The organism is Kitasatospora sp. NPDC022856 (assembly GCF_055561235.1).
The window spans coordinates 45,392-68,939 of the sequence record NZ_JBVHHE010000015.1; the positions used below are offsets into that span (position 1 = coordinate 45,392).

Here is a 23,548-nt window from a genome sequence, read left to right on the forward strand (position 1 = left end):
GCCGCAGGCGCTGGGGAGCACGCTGGTGAGGACGGAGGTGACGGCTTCGGCAGATGAGTCGCGTGCGGCGGTGGGGAACTTCGTCCTGCGCATCAACAGCCTGGGGCGCGGGCAGATCACCTTCCCCACCTACGCGGGGGAGACCGGCGTCACCAACGGGACGCTCTGCCCCGTCGGCACCCGGGTCACCAAGATCACGGGGAAGGTCTCCACCGCCGGGGTCGAGGGCAAGCTCGACTTCACCGCTTCCCGTACCTGACCCCGAGGCGCTGACGCGCACCATGACGGCGGTTCTGCCGGCCTGCGGCTCCTCGGAGCCGGTCACGCCGGCAGGGCCGCCGTCGTGGTGGGCCGGGACTTGGGGCGTCGGCCGAGCAGCACGCCCACCCCGACGGCGGCGAGCGCGGAGACGGTGCCGCCGAGCAGGAGTCCGTAGCGTGGGCCCGCCGCCTGGCAGAGCCAGCCGATGCCGGGCGCGGCCAGCGGGGTGGTGCCCAGTGAGGCGAGCATGTAGAGGCCCATGACCCGACCGCGCAGCGCGGGGGCGACGGCGAGCTGCAGTCGGGCCTTGGCGGCCGTCATGAAGAGCAGGAGCGCCGCTCCGGTCGGCACCAGCGTCAGGGCGAAGGTGGGGAAGTCGGGCATCAGGCCGCTCGCGGCCTCCAGTGTCCCGAAGGCGAGCGCGTAGCCGGCCGTGTGCCGCCAGCCGCGGGGGCGCGCGCGGGCCGCGAGCAGCGAGCCGGTCACCGCGCCAACGGCCAGCGCGGCGGAGCCGATGCCGAAGGCGGCGTCCGGGCAGTGGAAGACCTCGGTGGCCATCAGCGCGGTGGTGATCTGGAAGTTCATCCCGACGCCGGCGACCAGGGCCACCAGCACGAGTGTCAGGCCCAGCTCGGGGCGCTCGCGCACGTACCGCAGCCCGGCCCGCACCTGCCGCCCGGCGCCCGCGGAAGCCGGTGGCGGGCGCAGCGCGCGGGTGTCCATGCGCAGCAGGGTGGCCAGGACCACGGCGTAGGAGAGGGAGTTGAGGGCGAAGGCCGGCGCGACGCCGAAGGCGGCGATGACGGGGCCGGCCAGTGCGGGGCCGGCCACTCGGGCGAGGTTGAGCACCGCGCTGTTGAGCGCCAACGCGCTCGGCAGGTCGTCGGGCTCGACCGCTTCGGCGATGAAGGCTTGCAGGGTGGGCTTGTCGACGACCATGGTCAGGCCCAGCGCGAGGCAGAGCGCGTAGACGGCGCCCAGGGTGGCGGACCCGGTGGCGGTGAGCAGGGCCGCGGCGAGGGCGAGCGTGCCGTGGACGGTCTGGGTGAGCAGCAGCAGCCGGCGCTTGGGGAAGCGGTCGGCGAGCGATCCGCCGCAGGCGCCGAAGAGCAGTATCGGCAGCAGTTGCAGGGCGGTGGTGATGCCCAACTGTGTCCCGTCGCCGTGGGACAGCCGCAGGACGAGCCAGCCCTGGGCGATGTTCTGCATCCAGGTGCCGGTGTTCGACACCGCCTGGCCGATCGCGAGGAGGCGGTAGTTGCGTCGGCGCAGCGGCGCTAAGGCCGATGTCCGTACGGGTGGGGTCGGCGCGGCGGATGCCCGGGGGTGGGCCATCGCTACACCCGGGTCAGCCTGGCCACGCAGGCGGCCACGACGGCCGGGGTGACCTCGCTCATCTGCTCGCGCCAGCCGACGTTGGCGTTGACCTCGCAGATCGTGAACCCGCCGTCCGCTTCGAAGAGCAGGTCCACGCCCGCCACCGCCAGGCCGAGCACCTGGGCGGCGCGGACGGCCAGTGCCTCACCCTCGGGGTGCAGGCCGGGGCAGAGCACGGAGGTTCCGCCGAGCGCCAGGTTAGACCTCATCCCGCCGTCGGCGGCGGAGCGGACCTGGGCCGCGACGACTCGGCCGTCGACCACCACCACCCGCAGGTCGCGGCCGTGCGAGTGGGAGACGTACCGCTGGAACAGGTACGGGTACTCCGCCTTGAGGCTGCCGTGGACCTCCAGCAGCATCTGCGCGTCGGGGGCCAGGAACACCTGCCCGCCGCGCTGGCCGCGCACCGACTTCACCACCGACGGCACCGAAACCCCCGCCGCGATCACATCCTCCAGCCCCGCGTGCGCGTAGCTGTGGCTGTCGGGAACGGGAAGACCCGCCAGGGCCAGCTGCTGCAGCTGCCAGAACTTGTTCACCCCCGCCAGCACCGCCTCCAACGGGTTGAGCAGCACCGTGCCCATCGCCACCAGATGACGCAGCAGCGTGCCCTCCCGGTCGGTGCTCAGGCTCGGGGACGCCAGCCGGGCGTAGACCACACCCGGCGCCTCCAGCAGGTAGCCGCCCAGATCCCGCAGCGTCAGCTTCCCGCCCTCGATCCCGAGCAGCAGCTCATCGGTGCGCCACACCGCGAACCGGCCGGGCAATGCCTCCTCAAGAGCCGCGGCGAGGTCGCCGACGATGCCGTTCTCCAGCAGCCCCGGACCCGTCAGCAGCCAGCACTGATCGCCCGCCCGGCCGCCGAGACGCCGCCTCGCCGGGGCATCGCTCACCGTCACCGCAGCAGCTCCTCACCTGGCCGTACCCACAACCCAGCGATGCTGACACCCAACGCCCGGATTGGGCAGGCATTGCGCCGGACAGCGGCGCGGCGGGCCGGGTCGGGGCGCGTCAGCAGCCGAAATCAACTGCCTGTACCCGGGACCTCGACCGGGCGGAGAGCCTCGATACCGGCGACCGGGCACCGCCACCTGGCGTAACCGACGCGACCCGGACGGGCGACAGAGCAGCATCCAGGCCCTCGCGGCTCACCGAACGCGAGATCGTGGGTACACCCCCGCTCCCGACTCCAAGGACGTCCGTGATGCGCTTTCGTACCTGCCTCGCCGTTGCCCTGACCGGGCTCACCCTCACCGTCAGCCTGCCGACGTCGGCCACCGCCGCGACCGGCCAGTTCGTCTACACCTACGAGAGCGGCGGCAAGACCATCGACGGCAGCCTGAAGGACCCGCAGGGCCGGGTGTGCATCAACCTGGACGAGGTCGCCGAGCCGGCCACGCCCGCGCACTCCCCGCGCAACCGGACCAGCTCCATCGCGACGGTGTTCACCGACAGCGACTGCGACGGCGAGTCCTTCACCCTGAAGGCGGGCGGTGGCAAGGGCGGCGCGAACCTCAAGTTCCGCTCCGTCATGTTCAACAAGTAGGCCGTCCCGCCCACGCGTGCCCCGTGCCCGCTGCGTCGCACTACGACGCAGCGGGCACGGGGCAGCCGACGCATCACACCGGTGGACGTTTCCGGCCAAGGACGGGTCGGTCCAGCGGTTCTTTTCACAGACCCAGATCTTCATCGGCCTTCTAGGGGCGGTTGCGAGGCCGCGGACCCGGGGGGACTTCGCAAACGCCCTCTGCGCCCGGGCGGGCCGTCAGACCACGGCCGGCGCGGCCGCCTTGGCCGCCGTGGCCGCTCCGCCGGGCGACACCGGGCGCTCGGCTCGGCGAACGCCCGGTCGAGGATCGTGCTCCGGCCCCCACTCCCCTCGTGGTGGGGGCCGGAGCGGGCCTCAGTCGCGCCGACGAGAGAGAGCATGCCAAGGGGGACGGCCGGACGGCCATGCATTAGCCTCTGAGCCTAATAGTCAACAACGCGGCAGGTCAGGATGGCTGCGGGGAGCCGGAGGAAGGTTCGTGATCGCACTGAGGTTCGGGGTCGCGGACCTCGCGAGGACCCGGTTCGTCATATCCCCGCTCGACCATCTGCTGGCCGGTTCGGCCCGGTTGGGCGTTCACCAGGGCAACGGGTCGCGCAGCGAACGCTGGTGGCGGGACGCCCGCCGCCACGTGCCCCACCGGGCCGTGCGCTTCCTCGAAGTGGTCAACGCGAGCCCGATCGGCATCCCCGACTTCATGGTGGCGGACCTCGACGCCGTCCGCCGCCAGCTGACCGACGAGCTCGACGCGCTCCTCTCGGTCCCGCAGCAGACCGTGGAGGAGGGTGTCGCGATCTTCGGCGACCGCCTGGGACTCCCGGCCGCCCTGGCCCGGTTGCGCGACGACGGCAGCCGGGGCCTGCGCGAGGTCAGCGACGGCGCCTGGGCGCTGTTCCAGGCCTGCCTCGCCCCGGACTGGCCCGACATCCGCCGCGCCCTGGAGGCCGACATCGCCGTCCGGGCCCGCACCGCCGCCCGCTCCGGGATCGGCGAAATGCTCGGCACGCTCCACCCGAAGGCCGTCTGGCGGGACGAAGGGGTGCTGGAGTGCACCCTCGGCGAGCTGGAGGGTTCCTTCGAACTCGGCGGCCGGGGCCTGGAACTGCGGCCCAACTACTTCGTCCAGCGGAGCATCAGCCTGCTGGCCGAGCCGGACCGCCAGAGCCTGCTGCTGCACCCGATCGCCCTTCCGGCCGCCGAGCCCGCGGCCCGGACCCCGGCCGCCGACGGCCTCGCCGCCGTGCTCGGCCCCGCCCGGGCCCGCGTCCTGCGCGCCATCGCCGGCAGCGCCTGCTCCACCACCGAGCTCGCCCAGCGGCTGGGCGTCACCCCGCCCTCCGCCTCCGCCCATGCCACCGCCCTGCGCGCGGCCGGCCTGATCGCCACCCAGCGCGAGGGCAAGCAGGTCCGCCACGCCCTCACCGACGTCGGCCACGACCTCCTCCTCGACAACCCGCCTCCCCCGCCGCAGGCCTGAGCACCGGCCGGTGTCCGCACCAGGTCCCGGCTGGAACCTCCGCGACGCATCCACGCGGCGGTCCCGGCACCCGCCTGCCGCGTGATCGCCTACCGGCGGGTCCGGGCCCGGAGCACGCGGCGCTGCCACGACACAGCCGTCCCCGCCCGGGTCAGCCGCCGCGGACGCGCTGGCCGAGCGGGGACGGCACTTCGAGCCAGACCAGTTTCCCGCGGCCCGCGGGCAGCGAACCCCAGGCCCTCGCGAGCCGGCCCACGATGCGCAGGCCGTGCCCCCCGGGCCGCCCCGGGACGATGGCCGGCCGGACCCGCGGCGGCACCGGGCTGGCGTCCACGACCTCGACCCGCAGCCGCTCGCCGTTCCAGCTCAGCCGCAGCTCCCGGGGGCCGCCCGGGGCGTGCAGACAGGCGTTGGTGACGAGTTCCGAGACCATCAGCAGGACGTCCTCGGTCACCGCACGCTGCTCCTCGTCGTCGGCGGGCAGCCAGTGCCACTCCTCCAGGATCCGGCGGCTGAACTCGCGGCAGCGCCGCACCGCGCCCTCGCCGCCGTCGAGCAGGAGACGCTCGGAGTACTCGGGTGCGGGCCCCCGGCCGGGGGGTATCGGAACGCCGGACCGGTCGGGAACGGGGCCACTCGGGGAGCGGTTCATCCCGGCCTCCCCGAGGAGTCGCGCAAGCCCGGGGAGTCGCGGAGGCTCGGGGAGTCGCGGAGGCCCGGGGCGGGCGGCCCGGCGACGATCCGCCCGGTGCCGTCGGCCGTCGGGCGGCCGGCGCCGTCCACCCGGCCGGGACCGGGGGCGGCGTGCCGGACCCGCTCCCCCGCCCCTCGGGTGGGCTGCTCGGCTGGCCTCCGCATGGCTGGCTCCCGGTCGGGTCCGGACGGCGGCGGGCCGTCCCGACCATCGTGGCGCGTGGCACGGGCGAGCGCGCGGACGCCGGTCGACGACCGGTCGTCGGGAACCGGCCGAACCGACGCCCCGGGGGCGGCGGGCACCCTTCTCACCTGCGCCTCGGGCATGGTTCGCGCCTGCCCGGCTCCGGCCCGGTCACACCTGCCGGGCGTTGCGACACTCCCCGCCCGCGACGAATCCGGCACGACCGGGCCCGCGCCGGACCCTTCGGCACCGGGTTCCGCGACGAACCCCGCACCACCGGGTGTGGAACCGGGCGAACCGGGCAGACGCCGGTCGGGGCGAGCGACGCCCGAGTCCACGAGAGAGCCGGACTCCACGAGAGGGAGTGAGCGACACGATGGGTGCCGACGACAAGCTGCGCAACGCCGGTGAGAAGGTCGAGGGCAAGATCAAGGAGGCCGCCGGCAAGGCGACCGGTGACCGCACCATCGAGGCGAAGGGCCGGGGCGAGCAGGCCAAGAGCGACCTGAAGCAGGCCGTGGAGAAGGTCAAGGACGCCGGGAAGCACTGACCCGGACCCCACCCGGCCCGGCGACCGCCCCCTGGCGGTCGCCGGGCCCGCCCGGTTCCGGGCGCCTGCTCCGGAGGGGAAACCCGACGGACGAGCAGGCCCCCGCAGGAAAGGCGGCCCTCGCGCATGGACACCCGCGGACCGGCCCGGCGGCCCCGGCCGCCCGCAGTCAGGCGGCCCCGGGTCCGCACACCGCCGGCCCGGCCGTCACCGAAGGGCGACGGCGTCCCGCCGGGCCTGCGGAAGGCCGCCGGCTACACCTGGCGGCTGCTGCTGATCGGCGTAGCCGCCTACCTGGTCGTCATGCTGCTGGCCCGCCTCGAACTGCCGGTCGTCGCGGTCTTCCTGGCGCTGGTCATCACCTCCGTGCTGCGCCCCGCCGTCGACCTGCTGGCCCGGGCACTCCCCCGCCCGCTCGCCGTCCTGCTGGCCTTCCTGGTGGCGATCGCCCTGGTCACCGGCGTCCTGACACTGGTCGGCACGACCGTCGCCGGCGAGTGGAACCGGCTGAACACCGAGCTGCACGGCGGTCTGGCCCGGCTCGACGACTGGCTCTCCGGTGCCCCCTTCCACCTGCGGCAGGGCGCCGTCACCGACTTCCGGGCGAAACTCGGCGACTTCGTGGACGCCCACCGCTCGACGCTGATCAGTGCCGCCATCAGCAGCGCCGGCCGGGTCGTCGAACTGGTCACCGCGGCCGCCCTCGCGGTGTTCTGCTCCGTGTTCTTCCTGCACTCCGGCGACCGGATGTGGGCCTGGGCGGAGCGCCAGCTGCCCGTCCGCGCCCGGCCCGTGTGGGGCCGGGCGGGCCGCACCGCGTGGCGCACCTTCGCCGGGTACACCCGGGGCGTCCTGATCGTCGCGGCGACCAACGCCGTCCTGGTCGGCATCGCCCTGACCGTGCTGCAGGTGCCGCTGGCACTGCCGCTGGTCGTCCTGGAGTTCGTCGCCGCCCTCATCCCGCTGATCGGCTCCCCGATCGCGCTGGCCGTCGCCGCACTGGTCGCGCTGGCCGCGCGCGGCCCGGTGGTGGCCCTGCTGGTGCTCGGGCTGATCGTGGTGATCGGCCAGATCGAGGGCCATCTGCTGCATCCGCTGGTGCTGGGCTGGTCGGTGCGGATCCATCCGGTGGTGATCGCCCTGTCGGTGACGGGCGGCGCCGTGCTGGGCGGGGTGCTGGGCGCGGTGGTCGCGGTACCGGCGGTGTCGGTGGCCTGGGCGGTGATCAGCGAGCTCCGGACCCCAGGGCCGACGCCTCCGGAACCCGACCACCCGCCACCCCGCCACTGAGGCCCGGCGGCGGCCGCCTGACGGCCGTCGGCCGCGCCCCCGGACCGCGTCAGCCCGCCGGGCTGTCGGCCGGGGCGTCGGCCCAGGAGGCCAGGATGCGCAGCGCGTCGTGGCTCGGCGAGCCGGGTTCGGCGGACCGGACGACGAGCTGCTGGTCGGTGTCGGTGGTGCTGGCGAGGGTGTCCCAGTCGAGGGTGAGGTCGCCGACCACGGGGTGGTGCAGCACCTTCGTGCCGACGCCGCGGAGGGCGACGTGGTGGGCGGCCCACCAGGTGGCGGGGGCGGGGCCCCCGGGGGCCCCGCCCCCCCCCCCGGGGGGGGGGGGGGCGGGGGGGCGGGGGGGGGGGGGGCCCCCCCCCCGCCGGGGCGCCCCCCCCCGGGCGCGGCCCCCCCCCCGGGGGCGGTGCACCACCTTCGGCCCCCCCCGGCGGCGGCCCCCGGGGGGGCCGCCCCCGGGGGGGGGGGGGCGGGCCCCCGGGGGCCCCGCCCCCGCCACCGGTCGGAGGAGCAGGCCGGGCGGCGGGCGCTTAGCGGGCCGACGCCCGGAAGGCGTCCAGCGCCGCGTCGAGCGCCCGGTCGGCGGGTACGGCGACGTCGGGGACGACCCCGACACCCTCCCAGTTGGTGCCGGTCACCGGGCTGATGGTCCGGGCGGTCGGCACGGTCACCATGATGTGCTCGGTGACCGGGTACCGGGCCGTGGGGTGGGCGCCGCCCCGCGTGGTCTCGCCGATCAGGGTGGCCCGGCCGTGCGCCTGGAGGGTGTAGGCGACGTCCTCGCCCCCGGAGAAGGTGACGGCGCTGGTGAGCACGTACACCGGGCGGTCGAGGTAGCGGGGCGCGGGCAGGTGGGCGGACGTCCAGAACTGCCGCGTCGCCCCGGAGGCGCGGTCGTAGATGTCGTTGAGGTGGACCTGGTCGTCGGGGAAGAAGTAGCTGCACCACATGGCGGCCCCCTCGGGCGCGCCGCCGCGGCACGCGCGGAGGTCCAGGACGAGGGCGCGGCTGCCGGCGGCCAGTTGCAGCGCGGCGCCGACCACGGCCGCGCCGCCCTCGGCGTCCGGTATGAGGCGGACGTCGACGTACGCGACGCCGTCGTCCAACTGCTCGACCCGGCGCACGCCCTGGTTCGCGGCCCGGAGCATCGCGAGGAACGCGGCCCGCCCGGCGTCCTCGTCCGCAGGCTCCAGCGACTGGGGCTCGTCCACCCAGAGCAGCCGCAGGTGCTTGTCCGGGCAGACCTCCTGGAGGTCGGCGGTCACCGCCTCGCACAGCGCCGGCCCGTCCAGGCCGTCGTACGCACCGGCCTGGAGCCGACGCCGGATCGCGGCGTCGATGGACTCGGTCTTCTCGGCGAAGACGTACCCGGTGGCGATCCGCCCCAGGGCCTGCTCGATGATCTGTTCGTTGTTAGGCATCGCGGGCGATGCTAGAGCCTGGCCGGGACATGATCAACGGTTTTTCGCCGGTGCGGGACACCGGCCGGGTCCGCCCGACCGCCCGTCGGAGGGCCTCGCCCCGCGCCTCCCGCCCCGGTCCGCCGCCGGGCCCGGCAGGTCAGTCGCGGTAGGCCGCCGTGGCGAGCTGGACGAACGAGCGGATCAGCGGGTTCGCGTCGCCCTCCCGCCAGGCCGCCACCACCCGGCTCGGCGCCATGTCGGCCAGCGGGACCACGGCCAGCTCCCCGGGCGGCCGGTGGCCGAGCGGCGCCATGCCGACGGTGCCGTTCCAGAGCACGGCCTGCAGGCACTCCTGGACGGCGCGCACCACGGGGCCCTCCCGCGGCTCGCCGCCGTTCCAGTACGAGCGCCAGAGGGGGTCGGTGCCGTCCGGGAACTGGAACCAGCGCCGGCCGGCCAGGTCGGCCAGCTCCAGGCGGTCGCGCCGCGCCAGCGGATCGTCGGCGCGCAGCACCGCGCCCACCCGGTCCGCGCGCAGCTCGTGCACCGTCAGGCCGGCGCCGTCGAAGGGGCCGCGGGTCAGCGCGACGTCGACCAGTCCGGCGCGCAGTCCGCAGGTCGGATCGGTCAGGTCGGTCTCGCGGATCCGGATCTCGACCTCCGGGTGCCGCCGGCCGTAGGCGGCGGCCAGCCGCCGCGCTCCCCGGTCGAAGCTGTCGGCGAGGATGCCGACGGTGATGGTCGCGGCGCCCGACGCCGCGGCCACCCGCAGCCGGATCTGCTCGGCCCGGTCGAGCAGCGTCCGCGCCTCGTCCAGGAGCACGGCGCCGGCCGGGGCGAGCGAGACGCCCGCGGCGGAGCGGTACAGCAGCACGGCGCCGAGGTCGGTCTCCAGCTGCTTGATCGCCCGGCTCAGCGGCGGCTGGCTCATGTGCAGTCGGGCGGCGGCCCGGCCGAAATGGAGTTCCTCGGCGACGGCGACGAAGTAGCGCAGCGTGCGTAGCTCCATGGTGCAACGATACCGGCGCGGTATCGGCGGCCCGGAACGGGTCTTGGACGGCCGCCGCGCCCCGGCGGTGGAATCGGGGCATGACGAACGAACCGAGGACCGGCGAACGGCCGGCGGAGCCCGTGGTGTCGGTGGTCGGCCCGGGCGAGGGCGAGACGATCCTCCTGGGCAGTACCCGACTGCGCATCCTGGAGGACGGCAGCACCACCGGGCACCGGCTCGGGATCGCCGAGTCCGTGCTCGCACCGCACACCCCCGGACCGCCGCAGCACCGTCACTCCCAGCACGACGAGGGCTTCTACGTCGTCTCCGGCACGGTGCGGTTCACCGTCGGGGAGCGGGAGCACGACGCGACGCCGGGCACCCTGGTGATGGTCCCGCCCGGCGCCCCGCACACCTTCGCCAATCCGACCGACCAACCGGCCGTCATGCTCAGCACGTTCACGCCGGACCTCTACGTGCAGTACTTCCGCGACCTCCAGGACATGATCGCCGGCGGCGGGGCGCTGACCCCGCGGGCCCACCTCGGGGTGATGAGCCGCTACGCCACCGAGCCCGCGACCGACCTCACCTGACCGCCGGGCGGGCGCCGGCCGTGACCCCGCGGGCGCCCGCCCCCGCGACGCACACACTTCTGGAGGGGAACCGTGAACACCGCCTACTGGGCCGCCGCCGGCCTGCTCGCCCTCTTCTACCTCTACGGGGGCGGGCTGAAGCTGCTCCGGGGCCGGGAGCGGCTCCGCCCGATGATGGCGTGGGTGGACAGCACGCCGATGGCGGCCGTCCGGGCCATCGGGGCGGTCGAGGTGCTCGGCGCGGTCGGGCTGGTCCTGCCCCCGCTGACCGGGGTCGCGCCGTGGCTGGGCCTGGCCTCGGCCGTCGGGTTCGTGCTCCTGCAGACCGCCGCCACCGCCGTGCACCTGCGCCTCGGCGACCGCCGGGTCGCGCTCAACCTCACGCTCCTGGCCGTCGCGGCGGTGACCGCCTGCCTGGCGACGACCTGGCGGTGAGTGCCGGCACGCGCCCGGGCCGTCCGACCCGGCGGACCCGCGGCCGCTACGGCGTGGCCGACGGGCTGCCGGGAGCGGCCGTCCGGCCCGGGCGCATGCCGGCCTTGAGGTCGCTCATCGCCGCCCGCGCCACCTGGTCCACGGGGTCCTTCTCGCCGAAGCCGTAGTCGACCGCGCCGTCCCGGTTGCCCGCCGCGGCGAACAACCAGCGCGGCCCGTACTTCGTCGCGCCCAGCCAGACCTCGAAGTCCTCCCCCGCGTAGGAGAACCGGACGGCGTCGGTGCCGTCCACCACCACGATCGAGCCGTCCAGGCGGTCGGCGAGTTCGTGCAGCGGTGTACGCCCCGGCACCTGGGTGCTCTCCGACTGGACGGCGAGCACCGAGGACAGCGGCCCGGTGATGACGGGCCCGTCCTGGGTGGTGAACCGGAAGCCGGGCTGCCCCGCGATGTCGATGGACCCGCCCTCCATCGAGCTGCCGAAGGCGAACGGACCGACCGCGAAGGTGCCCGGCTTCACCCCGTGCCAGCCGTCCGACAGCAGCACTGCCACCACCTCGTTCGCATTGACGTGCAGGCCCATGACGGATGTCCCTTCTCGGTGGCGCGCCCGGTTCCGCCCGGCCGCGCCGACGGCCCGGCCAGGTCCTGCACCTGGCCGTCGTTCTCGAACCGCTCGGATCGATCACCTCGATCCTCGGCCACGTGATCCGGCTCTGTCTCGCACATCGGCCGGTGGGCACCCTCGTGGCGCCCCTCCGGAGGCCGGGGCGGTCGGGACGGCGTCGTACCGCCGCGTCCGGCGGGCGGGGCAGCGCGGAGACGTCGGGACGGCGCGCTACGGCCTCTGCGCCGCCCGTCCGGACCGGCACCGGGCGCAGTAGGATGGAAGGTTCCCGACCGCGCAGTCCGACGGGGGTGGCGATCGTGCAACACGCCGAACGAGACCTGATGACCCTGGGCGAGACCATCGAGCCGCTCGCCGAGATCGCCCCGGCCTCCGTCGCGACCCGGGCCCGTGCCCTGGTGGCCGCGCACGCCCTGGACGAGGCGGACTGCCGGCTGCTGCTTGAGGCCCTGGGGCTGGCGGCCGAGCCGGCCGGCCCCGGTACGCGGACCTGCGTGCGCTGCGGGCGCGCGTACGAGCACCCCGGCGTCCGGCGGCGGGACAGTTTCTGCTCCGGCCACTGCTACCGGGAGGCCGGCGGAGCCCCGGGCGAAGCCGCCGCCCCTGACCCGCCGTCCGGGACAACCGGGGGCGCCGATGGCGGGGCGCCCCGTACGAACTCTGCCCGGACGACCTCACCGCCGAGCTGAACGGCGCGGCCGACCCGGAGCGGCTCACCGCTCTCCTCAAGCGGTACAGGGCCCTGAAGCGGTAGTGCCGTGACGGCGGGAGACGGAGAGACCGCCGGCCCCGGTCGGTCTAGGCGCCGGTCAGCCGGGACCGCGCGGTGTTGCGGATGCGCCTGGTCCGGCCGCCCTCGGCGAGGACGGCCAGGGCGATCACCGCCGAGGACTCCTCGGCGGTGCGCAGCTGGAGCCAGTCGGAGGCGGCGAGCAGGGCGTCCGCCTCCCACGGTTCGTCCAGCGTCACGGCCCGCAGCAGCGTCCACTCCCGCAGCCGTCGGGCGGCGGAGGCGTCCGCCGCCACCGGGCCGGTCATCTCCAGGCACCAGGCCGGGTAGCCCGGGTCCGTGAGCAGTTCGGCGGCCCGGCGGCCGAGGTACTCGCGGACGGCGTCGCTCGCCGTCGCCGGGTCCGGCCCGGTGAGCGCCCGGGTGACAAGGGCGGCCGCGGCCTCCGGGGCGACCTCCGCGAAGGCCCTGCGACAGTCCGCCGACCCTGCGTACCCGGCCGTGTCCCGGTCCTGCCCGCCGCCCGGTGCCGCGTCGCCCATGCTGCTGCCCCTTTCGGACGGCGCCGGACGCACCGGCCCGGCCCCCACGGCGAGCGGGCCCGCCGCGCCCACGACCGTCGCGGACGCCCGCCCCCGTAAGCCTCGACTCGTACGTACCCCCGCCGACCGGGTCGAACCCGCAGGGCGCCCCGCCCTCCGGGCCCGTCAACGGGGGGTGGGCCGGGCGCATGGCGGTGGAGGCCGCCGCTGCCCCGGAGTGATCCGGGTGACGGCGGGTAGCCGCCAGGCATGCTGACCCTGGGTGTGGAAGAGGAATACCTGCTGCTCGACCCGGAGACCGGTCTGCCCCTGGCCCGCGCGGCCCAGGTGCGCCGGGCCGCCGGGCTCCACCCGGCGCTCGCCGACGGCGAGGTCCAGCACGAACTGCTCCAGGCCCAGCTGGAGATCGCCACCCCGGTCTGCCACGCCCTCGACGAGGCCGGGGGCCACCTGCTGCGGATGCGCCACGCCCTCGGCCAGGCCGCGCACCAGGAGGGCTGCCTCCTCACCGCCTGCGCGGCGGCGCCGTTCGCCGACACCGACCGCCTCCCCGTCCCGGTGACCCCGACGGCCCGCTACCGGGCCATGCACGCCCAGGCCCGGCGCCTCACCGACGAACAGCTGATCGCCGGGATGCACGTCCACCTCGGCATACCCGACCGGGCGACCGGCGTCACCCTGTTGAACCGGCTGCGGCCGTGGCTGCCCCTGCTGATCGCGCTCTCCGCCAACTCGCCCCTGTGGCACGGCGCCGACACCGGATTCGCGTCCTGGCGCACCGTCGTCTTCGGACGCTGGCCGGTCAGCGGACCGCCCCCGTCCTTCCGGGACACCCACGACTACGACCGCCGCACCTCGCACCTCGTCGGGGAGGGGCTCATCCGTGACAGCGGACAGCTCTACTGGCACATCAGGCTCTCCGAGCGGTACCCCACCGTCGAGGTCCGCGCCATGGACGTCCAGCTCCGCCCGGACGAGGCGGTGATGCTCGCGGGCCTGCTCCGCGCCCTCGCCACCCGGCTGCTCGACGACGACCGGGCGCGGCCGCCCGCGCCCGCCGTCACCCCCGAAGTACTCGCGGCAGCCGTCTGGCACAGCGCCCGGCACGGCTGCACCGGGACGGTCCTCGACCCGCTCTCCGGGCACCTCGCGCCCGCCGCGCGCGCGGTGGCCGCGCTGCTGGACTACCTGGACCCGGTGCTGACCGCCACCGACGACGGGCGCCACGTCACGCCGGTGCTGGAACGGCTGCTCCGCGAGGGCAACGGGGCCGTGCGGCAGCGGCGCACGCTGCGCCGACACGGCAGGGCGGAGTTCGTCGCGACGATCGCCGACGAGACCACGGGGGCCTGAGCGAGACCACCGGGGCCTGAGCACCGATCAGTGCCACCGGCCCGGCGTGTCACCCGCGCCGGGCCGGGTAGCCGAGCCGGTGGGAGGAACCGCCCGTCCGGCGCCGGGCCCCTCCTCCGCGCAGGGCGCCGCCGAGCGGAGGTGACTCCGATGGACGCGAAGCGGACGGCACGCCGGGTGCTCCACGACTACGGCGAGACCTATGCCCACCAGGCCGGCATCCGCCTGGCCGACACCCCGGCGCCGCTGTACCAGGTGCTGGTGCTCTGCGTCCTGTGCGCGGCCCCGATCCGGACCGAGACGGCGGTCGCCGCCGCCCGCGAGCTGTTCGCGGCCGGGCTGCGGACGCCCCGGGCGATGGTGCGTGCCACGTGGCAGGACCGCGTGGACGCGCTGGGCCGCGCCCACTACCGCAGGTACGACGAGAGCACGGCCACGGCTCTCGGCGACGGCGCGCAGCTCGTCCTCGACCGCTGGCACGGGGATCTGCGGGCGCTGCGCCGGGAGGCCGGCGGAGACGTCGAACGGCTGCGGGGGCTGCTGCGGGAGGTGCCCAGGATCGGCCCGACCGCCGCCGACATCTTCTGCCGCGAGACCCAGGGCGTCTGGCCGGAACTCCGGCCCTTCTTCGACACGCGGGCCCGGCGGAGCGCCGCCACCCTGGGCCTCCCCCGCAGCCCCGGGGCACTGGCCGGCCTCGTCGCGCCGCGCGACCTCGTCCGGCTCGCGGACGGCCTGGTGCGTGCCGGCCGCGCGCCGGGGACGGTGGAGCGGCTGCGGGCCGGCTGAGCGGCACCCGGACCCACGTCAGGGCCGCCGGGGGCCGGGCGGGGCCGGCACCTCGGCCCACACCGTCTTCCCGTCACGCTCCGGCCGGTAGCCCCAGGCACGGGCGAGCCGGTCGACCACCCGCAGCCCGTGCCCGCCGGGCGCGCCCCGGTCGGCGGGCGGGCGCAGCCGTGGCGGCTCCCGGCCGGCGTCGCCGACCTCGATCCGCAGCCGGCTGCCGTCCCAGGCGAGACGCAGCTCGTACGGGCCTCCGGGGGCGTGCACGCACGCGTTGGTGACCAGTTCGGAGACCATCAGCACGACGTCCTCGGCCGCGGCCAGCTGCTCGTCGTCGGCCGCCGGCAGCCACTGCCAGTCGGTCAGTGCGCGGCGGCAGAAGTCGCGGGAGCGCGGTACGGCGCCGGCTCGCTCCGCCAGGAACAGCCGCCTGGTCTGCTGCGCACGGGGTTCGGTGGTGTGGTCGATCGTCCTCATCGCCTCTTCGGCCTCTGCGTCGAGCGGGCAGCCGGGGGGACCGGCGCCGGCGGTCGGCCCGGTCGGTACGGCCGCGGTGTCGTCCATGACCCGCGCCTGCCCCGCTCCGTGGCCGCTACACGGGCCCCGCGCCGGTTGCCCGGAACGGACGGCGGAGGTCAGCCCGCCCGGGCGATCTTCGCGTTGACCTTGATGACGTCCTTCTCCTTCAGCGTGCCGAAGCCCCCGACCGCGCCCGACGGCACAGCTGCCGACCCGCCCGGCGGACCGCACCCCCGGGTCCGCTCGGCGACCCCCCGGTCACCGTCCGGCACCGTCACCGGAATCAGCCCGCGTAGATCTGGCTTCTCACGCCCGGTAGCGGTTCACTGGGAGTCACCAGGGCAGGAACGGAGGCCCGGCCATGTGATGTCCCCACACACTCGGGTTCCACACCGAGGTCCGCGAGCGCTACGCCGCCGCCGGGGCGGAAGTCACCCGGCTGGTCCGGGCGGTGCCCGAGGACCGGTGGACGGCGCCCACCCCCTGCCACGACTGGGACGTGCGCACCCTGCTCAACCACCTCACGGCCCAGCACCTGTGGGTCTGCCAGGCCGTCGCCGGCTACACCCCGGCGCAGATCGGCCACCGGTTCGAGGGCGACGTCCTGGGCCGCAACCCGGTCGGGGTCTGGACGATGGCCCTCGGCAGCGCCGTCCGCGCCCTCGACCGACCGGGCGCGCCGGACCAGTTGGCGCACGTACCGTACGGGCTGCGCGATGTCGGCGGCTACGCCCGCGAGCTGACCGCCGAGACCGTCGTGCACGGCTGGGACCTCGCCCGGGCGCTGGGCCGGGACGGCCGGATACCCGAGGCTGCGGCCCGGTACGCACTCGCCGAGTTCCGGAGCTGCCACGATCTCGCCGGCACCGGCCAGTTCGCCCCCGCCCGCAGCCCGGCAGCGGGCGCCGACGTCCAGGACCAGCTGATCGCCCTCACCGGGCGGGACGCGTCCTGGTCGGCCCAGCGACTCTGACCGGGGGCGCCGCCCTTCGGGGGCCGGCGGTGCGGAGCAGGGCGCCGGACCGGCCGACGTCCCACTCCGCGCAGCTCAGCCCTGCGGGACCGCGCAGCCCTCCGGTCCGCACACCTCTCCCGCCTCGGCACCGGCCGCCGGCAGGAGGACGACCCGGCTCTCCCAGGCCTGCTCCAGCGCGGCGGTGAAGGTCGCCGGCGGCTGGGCGCCGGACACACCCAGCCGGCGGTCGAAGACGAAGAACGGCACTCCGGTGGCGCCCATCGCCGTCGCCGTCGCCTCGTCCTCGCGCACGGCCTCCGCGTACGCGTCGGGGTCGGCCCAGCACGCGGGCCGCCTCCCCGGCGTCCAGCCCGGCCTCGACGGCCAGCTCCACCAGGCGGCCCGGGGCGAACGCGGAGCGCTCGTCGGCGAAGTTGGCCCGGTACAGCAGGTCCAGCAGTCGGGCCTGGCGACCGTGCTCCTCGGCGAAGTGCAGCATGCGGTGCATGTCGAAGGAGTTCGCCGCGTCGCGCCCCTCGGTGCGGTAGTCCAGCCCCTCCTCGCGGGCACTGGCGGCGATGCGCTGCTCGGCCGCCTCGGCCTGGTCCAGCCCGAGGCCGTACTTGGCGGCGATCAGCGGGACCACCGGGCGCGCCTCGGCGGGCGACCGGGAGTCGAGTTCGAAGGAGCGGTGGACGATCTCCACGTCCTGCCGGTGGGGGAACCGTTCGAGGGCCTTCTCGAACCGTGCCTTGCCGATGTAGCACCACGGGCAGTTGATGTCGCTCCAGATCTCGACGCGCACGGCGCTGCTCCTGTCCTCAGCCGGGCGGGTCCTTCCCGCACCGCCCGACCTCCAACATGCGTGATCAGGTAAATATTTCCCGCAGTGAAATGTTCACCCCGGCGCCCGCAGGCCCGTAGGCCCGCGACCGTGCCGGCGGCCCGGTCGGCCGCCCCGGTGGGGCCCGCCGTAGGGTGCTGGACAGCCGGCCGTGCCCGACGGCCCGACCCCGGGAGCATCCCGCCATGAACCTGCCCTCCACCGGCCGTCGCGTGCTGGTCAGCGGGGCCTCCCGGGGCCTGGGCCGCGCGGTGGCCCAGGCATTCGCCGCCAACGGCGACCGGGTGGCCGTGCACTACGGCACCCGCGCGGACGACGCCGCCGAGACGCTCGCCTCGCTCGACGGCTCGGGCCACGCACTCGTCCACGGTGACCTCGCCGACCCGGGGGAGGCCGCCCGGGTCGCCGACGCGGCGGTGCGGGCGCTGGGCGGCATCGACGTGCTGGTGAACAACGCGGCCGTCAATCTGCGCCACCCGCTGCCCGAGACGCCGTACGACGAGTGGGTCGACAACTGGCAGCGGCACGTCTCGGTCAACCTGCTCGGCACGGCCTACCTGAGCCACCGGGCCGCCCACGCGATGATCGAGCGGGGCGGCGGCGGACGCATCGTCAACATCGGCTCCCGGGGCGCCTTCCGGGGCGAGCCGGACCACCCGGCGTACGGGGCGACGAAGGCCGCCGTGCACGCCCTGGGGCAGTCGCTCGCCGTCTCCCTCGCCCCGCACGGCATCGCCGTCGCCTCCGTCGCCCCGGGCTTCTTCGAGACGGAGCGGGTGGCCCCGCGGCTGAACGGCCCGGAGGGGGAGGCGATCCGCGCGCAGAGCCCGTTCGGCCGGGTCGCCACCGCCGCCGAGGTCGCGGCCGCGGTGCTCTGGCTCGCCTCCCCCGCCGCCGAGTGGTCCTCCGGCACCGTCCTCGACCTCAACGGAGCCTCCCACCTGCGGACCTGACCGGACCCGCCGGCGCCGGCCCGGCCGCGTCCCGCGCCGAGACCTCCCGCAGGCGCGGGAGGTCGGCATGCCGGGCGCGGGCCCGGGTCGGCAGGGCCGCCGTCAGCAGGCCACCGACCACGCCCGCCCCCGGCGCGGCCGCCGGAGCGCCCGGGAACAGATCCGCACACGACGGAACCGTTGCCCCGCGCCCGAGCGGGCAGAAGGGCCTCGATGCCCGGGCCGACCCGGCGCGGGCCCGTCGAGGAGGTCCAGCGATGCGGTGGCCGACGAACGGTCGACGGCACGAACCCGAGAGACGGCACACGGAACGGAGCGACGAATCCGACGAGCAGCGCACGGAAGGGACGGAAGGGACCGAGCGGAAGGCGGCGGCGCCCCGCCGCACCCCGGACGCCCGGTCGCGGCCCCGCAGGGTCCCCTGGTACGTCGGTCTGCCGGTCACCCTGGCGGTGATCCTCGCGGTCTTCCTGGCCGCCGCCAAGCTGGACCTGCTGCCCGGACTGCCCAATCCCTTCGCCGAGCGCCAGATCGACCGGAGCCAGCCCGCCGTCCTCAAGTCCATCCAGGACATGAGCCGTTACACCGCGGCAGGCGGCAACTTCCAGGTCATCGTCGACCTGGACCAGGACGCGAAGTTCCTCCCGTCCCAGATCCTCGGCAAACGCACCCTGTACGTGGCCGCGGGCACCGTCGACGCGTACGTGGACCTGGGCGAGCTGGCGAACGGCGCGGTGGCGGTCTCCGACGACCGGCGCTCGGCCACCGTCACGCTGCCGCACGCCCGCCTCGCCGACCCGGCGCTGGACGTGAAGCGCTCCTACGTGTTCTCCCAGCAGCGCGGGCTCTTCGACCGGCTCGGGGACTTCTTCTCCGGCAACCCCGGCGACCAGCAGAAGCTGGAGATCCTGGCGACCGACAAGATCAAGGCGGCCGCCGAGCAGACCGCGCTCACCGCGACGGCGGAGAAGAACACCCGGGCGATGCTGCAGAACCTGCTGACCTCGCTCGGCTTCACCACCGTGACCGTCACCGTCGTCCGCTGACGGCGGGCCGGCCGGGGGCTTTCGGGGTACCGCCGAAAACCCCCGGCCGGCCGGTCAGACGGTGGCCAGGCCGAGGCCGTGGAAGGTCACCCGGTAGGGGCCGATGTCCTCCGCCTCGCTGCCCAGCAGCAGGTCACCGGGGGTGGCGACGCCCGCCGCGCGCGCGGTCGCCACGAGGGCCCCGGCCAGGGCCCGGCCGTCCGGCTCCCCCGGGCCTCCCGCGTCGAGGCGCCACCTGGGTTCGTGGTCGTCCGCCCAGGTCTCCCGTGTGCCGGGGTGCTCGGCGACGGTGCCCCAGCCCGCCGCGGCCGGGTCGGCGTCGTGGTCGGCGAAGGACGCCAGCATCAGCCGGCTGTCCGCGTCGATGTCGAACAGGCGCGGCGCCCCGCCGCCCGTCCGGCCGTAGAGCCGCATGACCTTGGCGATGCCGAGCGCGGCGAACTCGGCCGGCAGCGTGGTGAGGAACGCGGCGAGCGCTCCGGTCACCGTCTCCCAACTCCGCGCCGACCAGCGGCCGGGCAGGCTCATTCCGGCGGTGGACGGGGCCCGGCGGGTGCCGAGGAAGCCGCCGATGGCGTTCTCCTCACCGTGGCCGAGGCCGAGGTACCAGTCCTCCAGCGGAGCGGTGGGCCGCAGGACGAGCTCCGGCCCCCGGCGGCCCGCCCGCAGTTCGAGCGTGTCGTGCGGACCGCGCCACCGCAGGAACGGCGCGCCCCAGGCCGGGGTCGGGCCGTAGTAGGGCCCCAGCGAGCCGTACGAGCCGATCACCGACGCCTCGCCGAGTTCGTCGGTCAGTTCGGTCCGCGCCCGGCCGAAGGCCAGCACGTGGCCGGCGGCGTCGGGGCCGCCCCGCCCGGCCGGCACGGCCAGTTCGAGATGGGCCCGCCCCTCGGCGTAGCGGCGCTCGGACGGCCCGACCGGGCGCAGCCGCGGTCCGTCGGGTGACGCCCCGTCGGCGGGCCCGGCCCGGCGCAGGCCGAGGCCGTCGACGAGGGCCCGGGCGCCGTCCTCGGTCCAGCCGCCGGTCCGCGCCGCGAGGAGCCGGCGGGCCAGGTCGGCGAGCGGTTCGTCCACGGGAGTGAAGTGTTCTTCGAGCACGGGGGAGATTCTGCCCCGGCGGGGCGGCGGGCCGGCCCGCCGCCCGGCCTCCTCGGACGGGTCAGGCCGCTCGGACCGGCTCGGGCAGCGGGAAGCTCCGGCGCATCAGGGCGTCGAAGGCCGCGTCGGGGAGCAGCCGCTTGGCGAGCATGGTGGAGCGGGCCAGGGCGCCGACGGCGTAGCGGGCGCGGGGGCGCGCGGCGGTGGCGGCCCGGACCACGACCCGGGTGGCGGCCTCGGCTGGCACGGCGCCGTTGCGGCGGGTGAAGGTGCGGCCGCCGTACATCTCCGCGAGGCGGCTGCGGAACCCCGCGTACGGGTCGGCCGGGTCGGCCTCGCCGTGCATGGTGGCCACCGCCGTCGCGGCGAACCCGGTGATGGTCGGGCCGGGCTGGACGACCACCACCTCGACGCCGAAGGGGGCGACCTCCAGGCGCAGCGAGTCGCTGATCGCCTCCACCGCGTGCTTGCTGGCGTGGTAGAAGGCGCCGCCGGGCGGGGAGAAGCGGCCGGCCATGGAGGAGATGTTGACGATGCGTCCGCGCCCGGCGCGGCGCATGCCGGGCAGGACCAGCTGGGCCATCCGCACCAGCCCGAAGACGTTGGTGTCGAACTGGGCGCGGATCTCCTCCCGGCCGGCGGTCTCGACCGGCAGGTGGAGGCCGTACGCGGCGTTGTTGACCAGTAGGTCGACCTGGCCGTGCGCGGCCTCGACGGCGGCGACCGCGGCGGCCATCGAGGCCTCGTCGGTGACGTCGAGCGCCAGCGTGGTGATGCCGAGGCCGGCGAGGTCGGCGAGGGTCTCGGGGCGCCGGGCGGTGGCGTGGACCCGGTGGCCGAGCCGGTGGAGGGCGAGCGCGGTCTCCCGGCCGAGGCCGGAGGAGCAGCCGGTGATCAGCACGGTCCGTGCGGCGTCGGTCATGGCGAGACCTTTCGGTGCAGGAGGTCCCAGACGGCGGCTTCGGCGCGGTCGAGGTCCTCGGCGGGGAGGGTGTGCAGGCCGCCCGGGCGGCGGAGCTTGACGAGGCCGGTGAAGGCCCCGAGCGCGAGGGCGACGAGCTGGGCGGCGTCGCCTTCGCGGATCTCGCCGGCCCGCTGGCCGCGTTCGATGAAGTCGGCGGCGACGCGGTCGATCTCCTCGGCGAGGGCGCGGCTCTCGGGGTCGAGGAAGGTGTCGTGCTGCTGGTGTTCGAGGAAGACGAAGGCGTCCGGGTACGCGCCGGCGTAGCGGGTGAAGCCGCGCCAGAAGCGGCCGAACTCCGCCCGGATGTCAGCGGCCGGTCCCCCTTCGGCGAGCGCGCCGGCGAGGTGGTCGAGCAGGGCGCGCTTGGCGTGCTGGAAGGCCGCGTTGCCGAGCGCCTCCTTGCTGGGGAAGTAGCGGTAGATGCTGCCCACGCCCACGCCGGCGCGCTGGGCGACGGCGGGCATCTGGGTGCCCTCGTAGGTGCGTTCGGCGAAGAGCGCGAGGGCGGTGTCGATCAGCAGGCGGTCGAGGTCGGGCTTCCTGGATGCCACGGAATGAATATTCATTCCTCTCCTGGGCCCTGTCAATCCCCTCCCCCGCCCGCTCGGCCCCTTCCCCGCCCGACGAGACCCCGGCCCCGGAACCTTCCTAAGCTGGAACGGCCCTGCTGGACTACCGCTGGAAGGTGGGATCGACCGTGCAGCCGACCGAGATCAACGAGGTCCTGAACCGGCCGCTCAGCCAGGAGCTCCTGGCCCAGGCGCTGACCCGGCTGGCCTATGTCGCCAAGGACGGCACGCCCCGGGTGGTACCGATCGGGTTCGTCTGGAACGGCTCGGAGATCGTGATGTGCACGGTCAAGAACGCCCCGAAGCTGGCGTCCCTGCGCCGGAACCCGGCGGTCGCGCTGACCATGGACACCGAGGCGCACCCGCCGAAGATCCTGCTCGTCCGCGGCCGGGCCGAGCTCGACGTCGTCGAGGGCATCCCGGACGAGTACCTGCGCGGGAACGGCGCCTACGAGATGACGCCCGAGCAGCGGGACGCGTGGGAGGCCGAGGTCCGCTCGCTCTACGACGGCATGGTGCGGATCGTCGTCACCCCGACCTGGGCGAAGCTGATCGACTTCGAGACGACCCTGCCGAGCGCGGTGGAGGAGCTGATCCGCCGGCGGGACGAGCGCGACCGGAGCTGACCCCGCCGCCGGATCACCCGCTCGCACCACTCGGGGTGACAGACCGGACACCTTCCGCGATCGACACTGCTCAGTGGCGGTATCGTGGCCGCGCCCAGCACGTGTGAAGGAGATCGGCATGGCAACTGGCAAGGTCAAATGGTTCAACGCGGAGAAGGGCTTCGGCTTCATCGCCCAGGACGACGGCGGCCCGGACGTCTTCGTGCACTTCTCCGCCATCCAGACCACCGGCTTCAAGGAGCTCTACGAGAACGACGTGGTCGAGTACGACGTCACCCAGGGACCCAAGGGCCCCCAGGCGGAGAACGTCGTCAAGGTCTGACCGGAGCTGAACCACCGTGCCGGCACCCCGCCCAGGGATGCCGGCATCAGCCCGCCCCCGGCCCGCTCCCGACCCCGCCTCCCGGCCCGCTCGTGGCGGAAAGGCTGCCGAGCCGGTTTCAAACGGCGTTCGAAACCCTGCGGTGATCGTTAGACTGCCGGGGGTGAAGCTGACCGCAGACCGGATCATCGACGCCGGAATGGCCGTGTTCGCCGAGTCCGGCTACCACGGCCTCTCCATGCGGCGGGTGGCGGAGCGGCTCGACGCGCACGCCGGAAGCCTCTACTACCACGTGCCCAACAAGGCCGCGCTACTGCAGCTGATGGCCGACCGGGTGGCCCGCCAGGCGTACGACGCGGGCACCGAGGCACTCGCCGCACTGGACGCCTCCAGCGGCTGGCAGGCCCGGGTGACGGCGCAGACCGTCGCCCTGCGCCGGAGCATCCGGCAGCACCCCGGCGGGGCGATCATGTTCGCCGACAGCCCGAAGACGCTCAGCCCCGGCGCGCTGTCCGTGATGGAACGGCTGCTCGACACCCTCGCGGCGGCGGGCGTCCCGGCGGAGCAGTGCGGCACCGCCGCCGACACCGTGCTCAGCCACGTGACCGGCTACGTCCTCCAGGAGCAGAGCGAACCGCCGGTCGTACCGCCCGACCCGGAGGCCGTCGCCGCCCTGCACCGGCGCTTTCCCCGCACCGTCGCCCCGGCCGCCCACGACCAGGACGGGCAGTTCGCCCGCAGCCTGGAGCTGATCTGCGCCGGTATCGCCACGCTGCTCCCGCCCGCCGAACGGCCCTGACCGCCCTAGGTGAC

27 protein-coding genes and 3 pseudogenes are annotated in these 23,548 nt (G+C 75.3%); 16 read left to right on the top strand and 14 right to left on the bottom strand.

The features are described 5' to 3' along the window. The first annotated feature begins 70 nt into the window (after positions 1-70). Positions 71-259, top strand: a complete 189-nt coding sequence (locus ACZ34W_RS20275; protein WP_465605924.1) for a hypothetical protein — start codon at positions 71-73, stop codon at positions 257-259. 62 nt (positions 260-321) lie between these two features. Here ACZ34W_RS20275 and ACZ34W_RS20280 read toward each other — a convergent pair whose 3' ends face one another. Then, complete coding sequence (locus tag ACZ34W_RS20280; RefSeq protein WP_465605926.1) at positions 322-1,596, bottom strand: MFS transporter; 1,275 nt, start codon at positions 1,594-1,596, stop codon at positions 322-324. 2 nt (positions 1,597-1,598) lie between these two features. Further along, complete coding sequence (locus ACZ34W_RS20285; RefSeq protein ID WP_465605928.1) at positions 1,599-2,537, bottom strand: RimK family alpha-L-glutamate ligase; 939 nt, start codon at positions 2,535-2,537, stop codon at positions 1,599-1,601. A gap of 305 nt (positions 2,538-2,842) precedes the next feature. Between ACZ34W_RS20285 and ACZ34W_RS20290 the strand changes: the two genes are divergently transcribed. Together ACZ34W_RS20290 and ACZ34W_RS20295 are read left to right on the top strand one after the other, a co-directional pair. After that, positions 2,843-3,184, top strand: a complete 342-nt coding sequence (locus ACZ34W_RS20290) for a hypothetical protein (RefSeq protein ID WP_465605930.1) — start codon at positions 2,843-2,845, stop codon at positions 3,182-3,184. Positions 3,185-3,665: 481 nt separating this feature from the next. Then, the gene (locus tag ACZ34W_RS20295) at positions 3,666-4,664 is read left to right on the top strand and encodes an ArsR/SmtB family transcription factor (protein WP_329485646.1); all 999 of its coding nucleotides are present in this window, start codon (positions 3,666-3,668) and stop codon (positions 4,662-4,664) included. A 151-nt stretch (positions 4,665-4,815) separates the two neighbouring features. On the opposite strand, the gene ACZ34W_RS20300 is transcribed toward ACZ34W_RS20295, so the two are convergent. Beyond that, the gene (locus ACZ34W_RS20300) at positions 4,816-5,316 is read right to left on the bottom strand and encodes an ATP-binding protein (RefSeq protein WP_465605933.1); all 501 of its coding nucleotides are present in this window, start codon (positions 5,314-5,316) and stop codon (positions 4,816-4,818) included. Positions 5,317-5,905: 589 nt separating this feature from the next. Between ACZ34W_RS20300 and ACZ34W_RS20305 the strand changes: the two genes are divergently transcribed. Beyond that, positions 5,906-6,091, top strand: coding sequence for a CsbD family protein (locus ACZ34W_RS20305; RefSeq protein WP_329485648.1), 186 nt, complete (start codon positions 5,906-5,908; stop codon positions 6,089-6,091). A 126-nt stretch (positions 6,092-6,217) separates the two neighbouring features. Further along, positions 6,218-7,381 (top strand): AI-2E family transporter, encoded by a 1,164-nt coding sequence (locus ACZ34W_RS20310; protein WP_465605936.1) that lies wholly within the window; start codon positions 6,218-6,220, stop codon positions 7,379-7,381. 49 nt (positions 7,382-7,430) lie between these two features. Here ACZ34W_RS20310 and ACZ34W_RS20315 read toward each other — a convergent pair. From ACZ34W_RS20315 to ACZ34W_RS20325, 3 genes and pseudogenes are all read right to left on the bottom strand, one after another. Further along, a pseudogene (locus tag ACZ34W_RS20315) lies at positions 7,431-7,655 on the bottom strand (MmyB family transcriptional regulator); the annotation flags it as partial. A gap of 253 nt (positions 7,656-7,908) precedes the next feature. After that, positions 7,909-8,799, bottom strand: a complete 891-nt coding sequence (locus tag ACZ34W_RS20320) for a S41 family peptidase (protein WP_329485650.1) — start codon at positions 8,797-8,799, stop codon at positions 7,909-7,911. A gap of 139 nt (positions 8,800-8,938) precedes the next feature. Next, positions 8,939-9,790: a LysR family transcriptional regulator gene (locus ACZ34W_RS20325; protein ID WP_465605938.1), complete on the bottom strand. Its 852-nt coding sequence runs from the start codon at positions 9,788-9,790 to the stop codon at positions 8,939-8,941. A gap of 80 nt (positions 9,791-9,870) precedes the next feature. On the opposite strand from ACZ34W_RS20325, the gene ACZ34W_RS20330 reads away from it, so the two are divergent. After that, positions 9,871-10,365 carry a cupin domain-containing protein gene (locus ACZ34W_RS20330; protein ID WP_465605940.1) on the top strand — a complete coding sequence of 165 codons (495 nt, stop codon included), beginning with the start codon at positions 9,871-9,873 and terminating at the stop codon, positions 10,363-10,365. Positions 10,366-10,437: 72 nt separating this feature from the next. After that, positions 10,438-10,800 (top strand): DoxX family protein, encoded by a 363-nt coding sequence (locus tag ACZ34W_RS20335; protein WP_465605942.1) that lies wholly within the window; start codon positions 10,438-10,440, stop codon positions 10,798-10,800. Positions 10,801-10,846: 46 nt separating this feature from the next. Here the strand turns inward: ACZ34W_RS20335 and ACZ34W_RS20340 are convergent, their stop codons facing one another. Beyond that, entirely contained in the window at positions 10,847-11,383 is a 537-nt protein-coding gene (locus ACZ34W_RS20340) for a hypothetical protein (protein WP_465605944.1), read from the bottom strand. Positions 11,384-11,718: 335 nt separating this feature from the next. Between ACZ34W_RS20340 and ACZ34W_RS20345 the strand changes: the two genes are divergently transcribed. Then, positions 11,719-12,117 (top strand): hypothetical protein, encoded by a 399-nt coding sequence (locus ACZ34W_RS20345; protein ID WP_465605946.1) that lies wholly within the window; start codon positions 11,719-11,721, stop codon positions 12,115-12,117. Positions 12,118-12,226: 109 nt separating this feature from the next. On the opposite strand, the gene ACZ34W_RS20350 is transcribed toward ACZ34W_RS20345, so the two are convergent. After that, on the bottom strand, positions 12,227-12,700 hold the full coding sequence (locus tag ACZ34W_RS20350; RefSeq protein ID WP_465605948.1) for a hypothetical protein: 474 nt from the start codon (positions 12,698-12,700) through the stop codon (positions 12,227-12,229). A 249-nt stretch (positions 12,701-12,949) separates the two neighbouring features. On the opposite strand from ACZ34W_RS20350, the gene ACZ34W_RS20355 reads away from it, so the two are divergent. Then, positions 12,950-14,053 (top strand): carboxylate-amine ligase, encoded by a 1,104-nt coding sequence (locus ACZ34W_RS20355; RefSeq protein ID WP_465605950.1) that lies wholly within the window; start codon positions 12,950-12,952, stop codon positions 14,051-14,053. Positions 14,054-14,203: 150 nt separating this feature from the next. Then, positions 14,204-14,842, top strand: coding sequence for an endonuclease (locus tag ACZ34W_RS20360; protein ID WP_465605952.1), 639 nt, complete (start codon positions 14,204-14,206; stop codon positions 14,840-14,842). Positions 14,843-14,860: 18 nt separating this feature from the next. Here the strand turns inward: ACZ34W_RS20360 and ACZ34W_RS20365 are convergent, their stop codons facing one another. Both ACZ34W_RS20365 and ACZ34W_RS20370 read right to left on the bottom strand, forming a co-directional pair. Then, a complete protein-coding gene (locus ACZ34W_RS20365; protein WP_329485662.1) occupies positions 14,861-15,403 on the bottom strand; it encodes an ATP-binding protein in 543 nt (180 codons plus the stop codon). 71 nt (positions 15,404-15,474) lie between these two features. Then, complete coding sequence (locus ACZ34W_RS20370) at positions 15,475-15,636, bottom strand: hypothetical protein (protein WP_465605954.1); 162 nt, start codon at positions 15,634-15,636, stop codon at positions 15,475-15,477. 146 nt (positions 15,637-15,782) lie between these two features. Here ACZ34W_RS20370 and ACZ34W_RS20375 point away from each other — a divergent pair. Then, positions 15,783-16,331, top strand: a pseudogene (locus ACZ34W_RS20375) (TIGR03086 family metal-binding protein); the annotation flags it as partial. A gap of 75 nt (positions 16,332-16,406) precedes the next feature. Here ACZ34W_RS20375 and ACZ34W_RS20380 read toward each other — a convergent pair. Further along, positions 16,407-17,118: pseudogene (locus ACZ34W_RS20380) on the bottom strand (DsbA family oxidoreductase). Positions 17,119-17,342: 224 nt separating this feature from the next. On the opposite strand from ACZ34W_RS20380, the gene ACZ34W_RS20385 reads away from it, so the two are divergent. Further along, entirely contained in the window at positions 17,343-18,110 is a 768-nt protein-coding gene (locus ACZ34W_RS20385; protein WP_465605956.1) for an SDR family NAD(P)-dependent oxidoreductase, read from the top strand. A gap of 446 nt (positions 18,111-18,556) precedes the next feature. Then, the gene (locus ACZ34W_RS20390) at positions 18,557-19,156 is read left to right on the top strand and encodes a DUF4230 domain-containing protein (protein WP_465606167.1); all 600 of its coding nucleotides are present in this window, start codon (positions 18,557-18,559) and stop codon (positions 19,154-19,156) included. Between the two features lie 54 nt (positions 19,157-19,210). Here ACZ34W_RS20390 and ACZ34W_RS20395 read toward each other — a convergent pair whose 3' ends face one another. From ACZ34W_RS20395 to ACZ34W_RS20405, 3 genes are all read right to left on the bottom strand, one after another. Then, positions 19,211-20,254, bottom strand: a complete 1,044-nt coding sequence (locus tag ACZ34W_RS20395; protein ID WP_465605958.1) for a hypothetical protein — start codon at positions 20,252-20,254, stop codon at positions 19,211-19,213. A gap of 61 nt (positions 20,255-20,315) precedes the next feature. Then, positions 20,316-21,176: an SDR family NAD(P)-dependent oxidoreductase gene (locus ACZ34W_RS20400; RefSeq protein ID WP_359807639.1), complete on the bottom strand. Its 861-nt coding sequence runs from the start codon at positions 21,174-21,176 to the stop codon at positions 20,316-20,318. After that, positions 21,173-21,769 (bottom strand): TetR/AcrR family transcriptional regulator, encoded by a 597-nt coding sequence (locus tag ACZ34W_RS20405; protein ID WP_465605960.1) that lies wholly within the window; start codon positions 21,767-21,769, stop codon positions 21,173-21,175. The genes ACZ34W_RS20400 and ACZ34W_RS20405 overlap by 4 nt, the downstream gene beginning before the upstream one ends. A gap of 146 nt (positions 21,770-21,915) precedes the next feature. On the opposite strand from ACZ34W_RS20405, the gene ACZ34W_RS20410 reads away from it, so the two are divergent. From ACZ34W_RS20410 to ACZ34W_RS20420, 3 genes are all read left to right on the top strand, one after another. Next, positions 21,916-22,413, top strand: a complete 498-nt coding sequence (locus ACZ34W_RS20410) for a pyridoxamine 5'-phosphate oxidase family protein (RefSeq protein WP_465605962.1) — start codon at positions 21,916-21,918, stop codon at positions 22,411-22,413. Positions 22,414-22,531: 118 nt separating this feature from the next. Next, positions 22,532-22,735, top strand: coding sequence for a cold-shock protein (locus ACZ34W_RS20415; protein ID WP_329485672.1), 204 nt, complete (start codon positions 22,532-22,534; stop codon positions 22,733-22,735). 163 nt (positions 22,736-22,898) lie between these two features. Continuing rightward, complete coding sequence (locus tag ACZ34W_RS20420; protein ID WP_465605964.1) at positions 22,899-23,534, top strand: TetR/AcrR family transcriptional regulator; 636 nt, start codon at positions 22,899-22,901, stop codon at positions 23,532-23,534. The last annotated feature ends 14 nt before the right edge of the window (positions 23,535-23,548 follow it).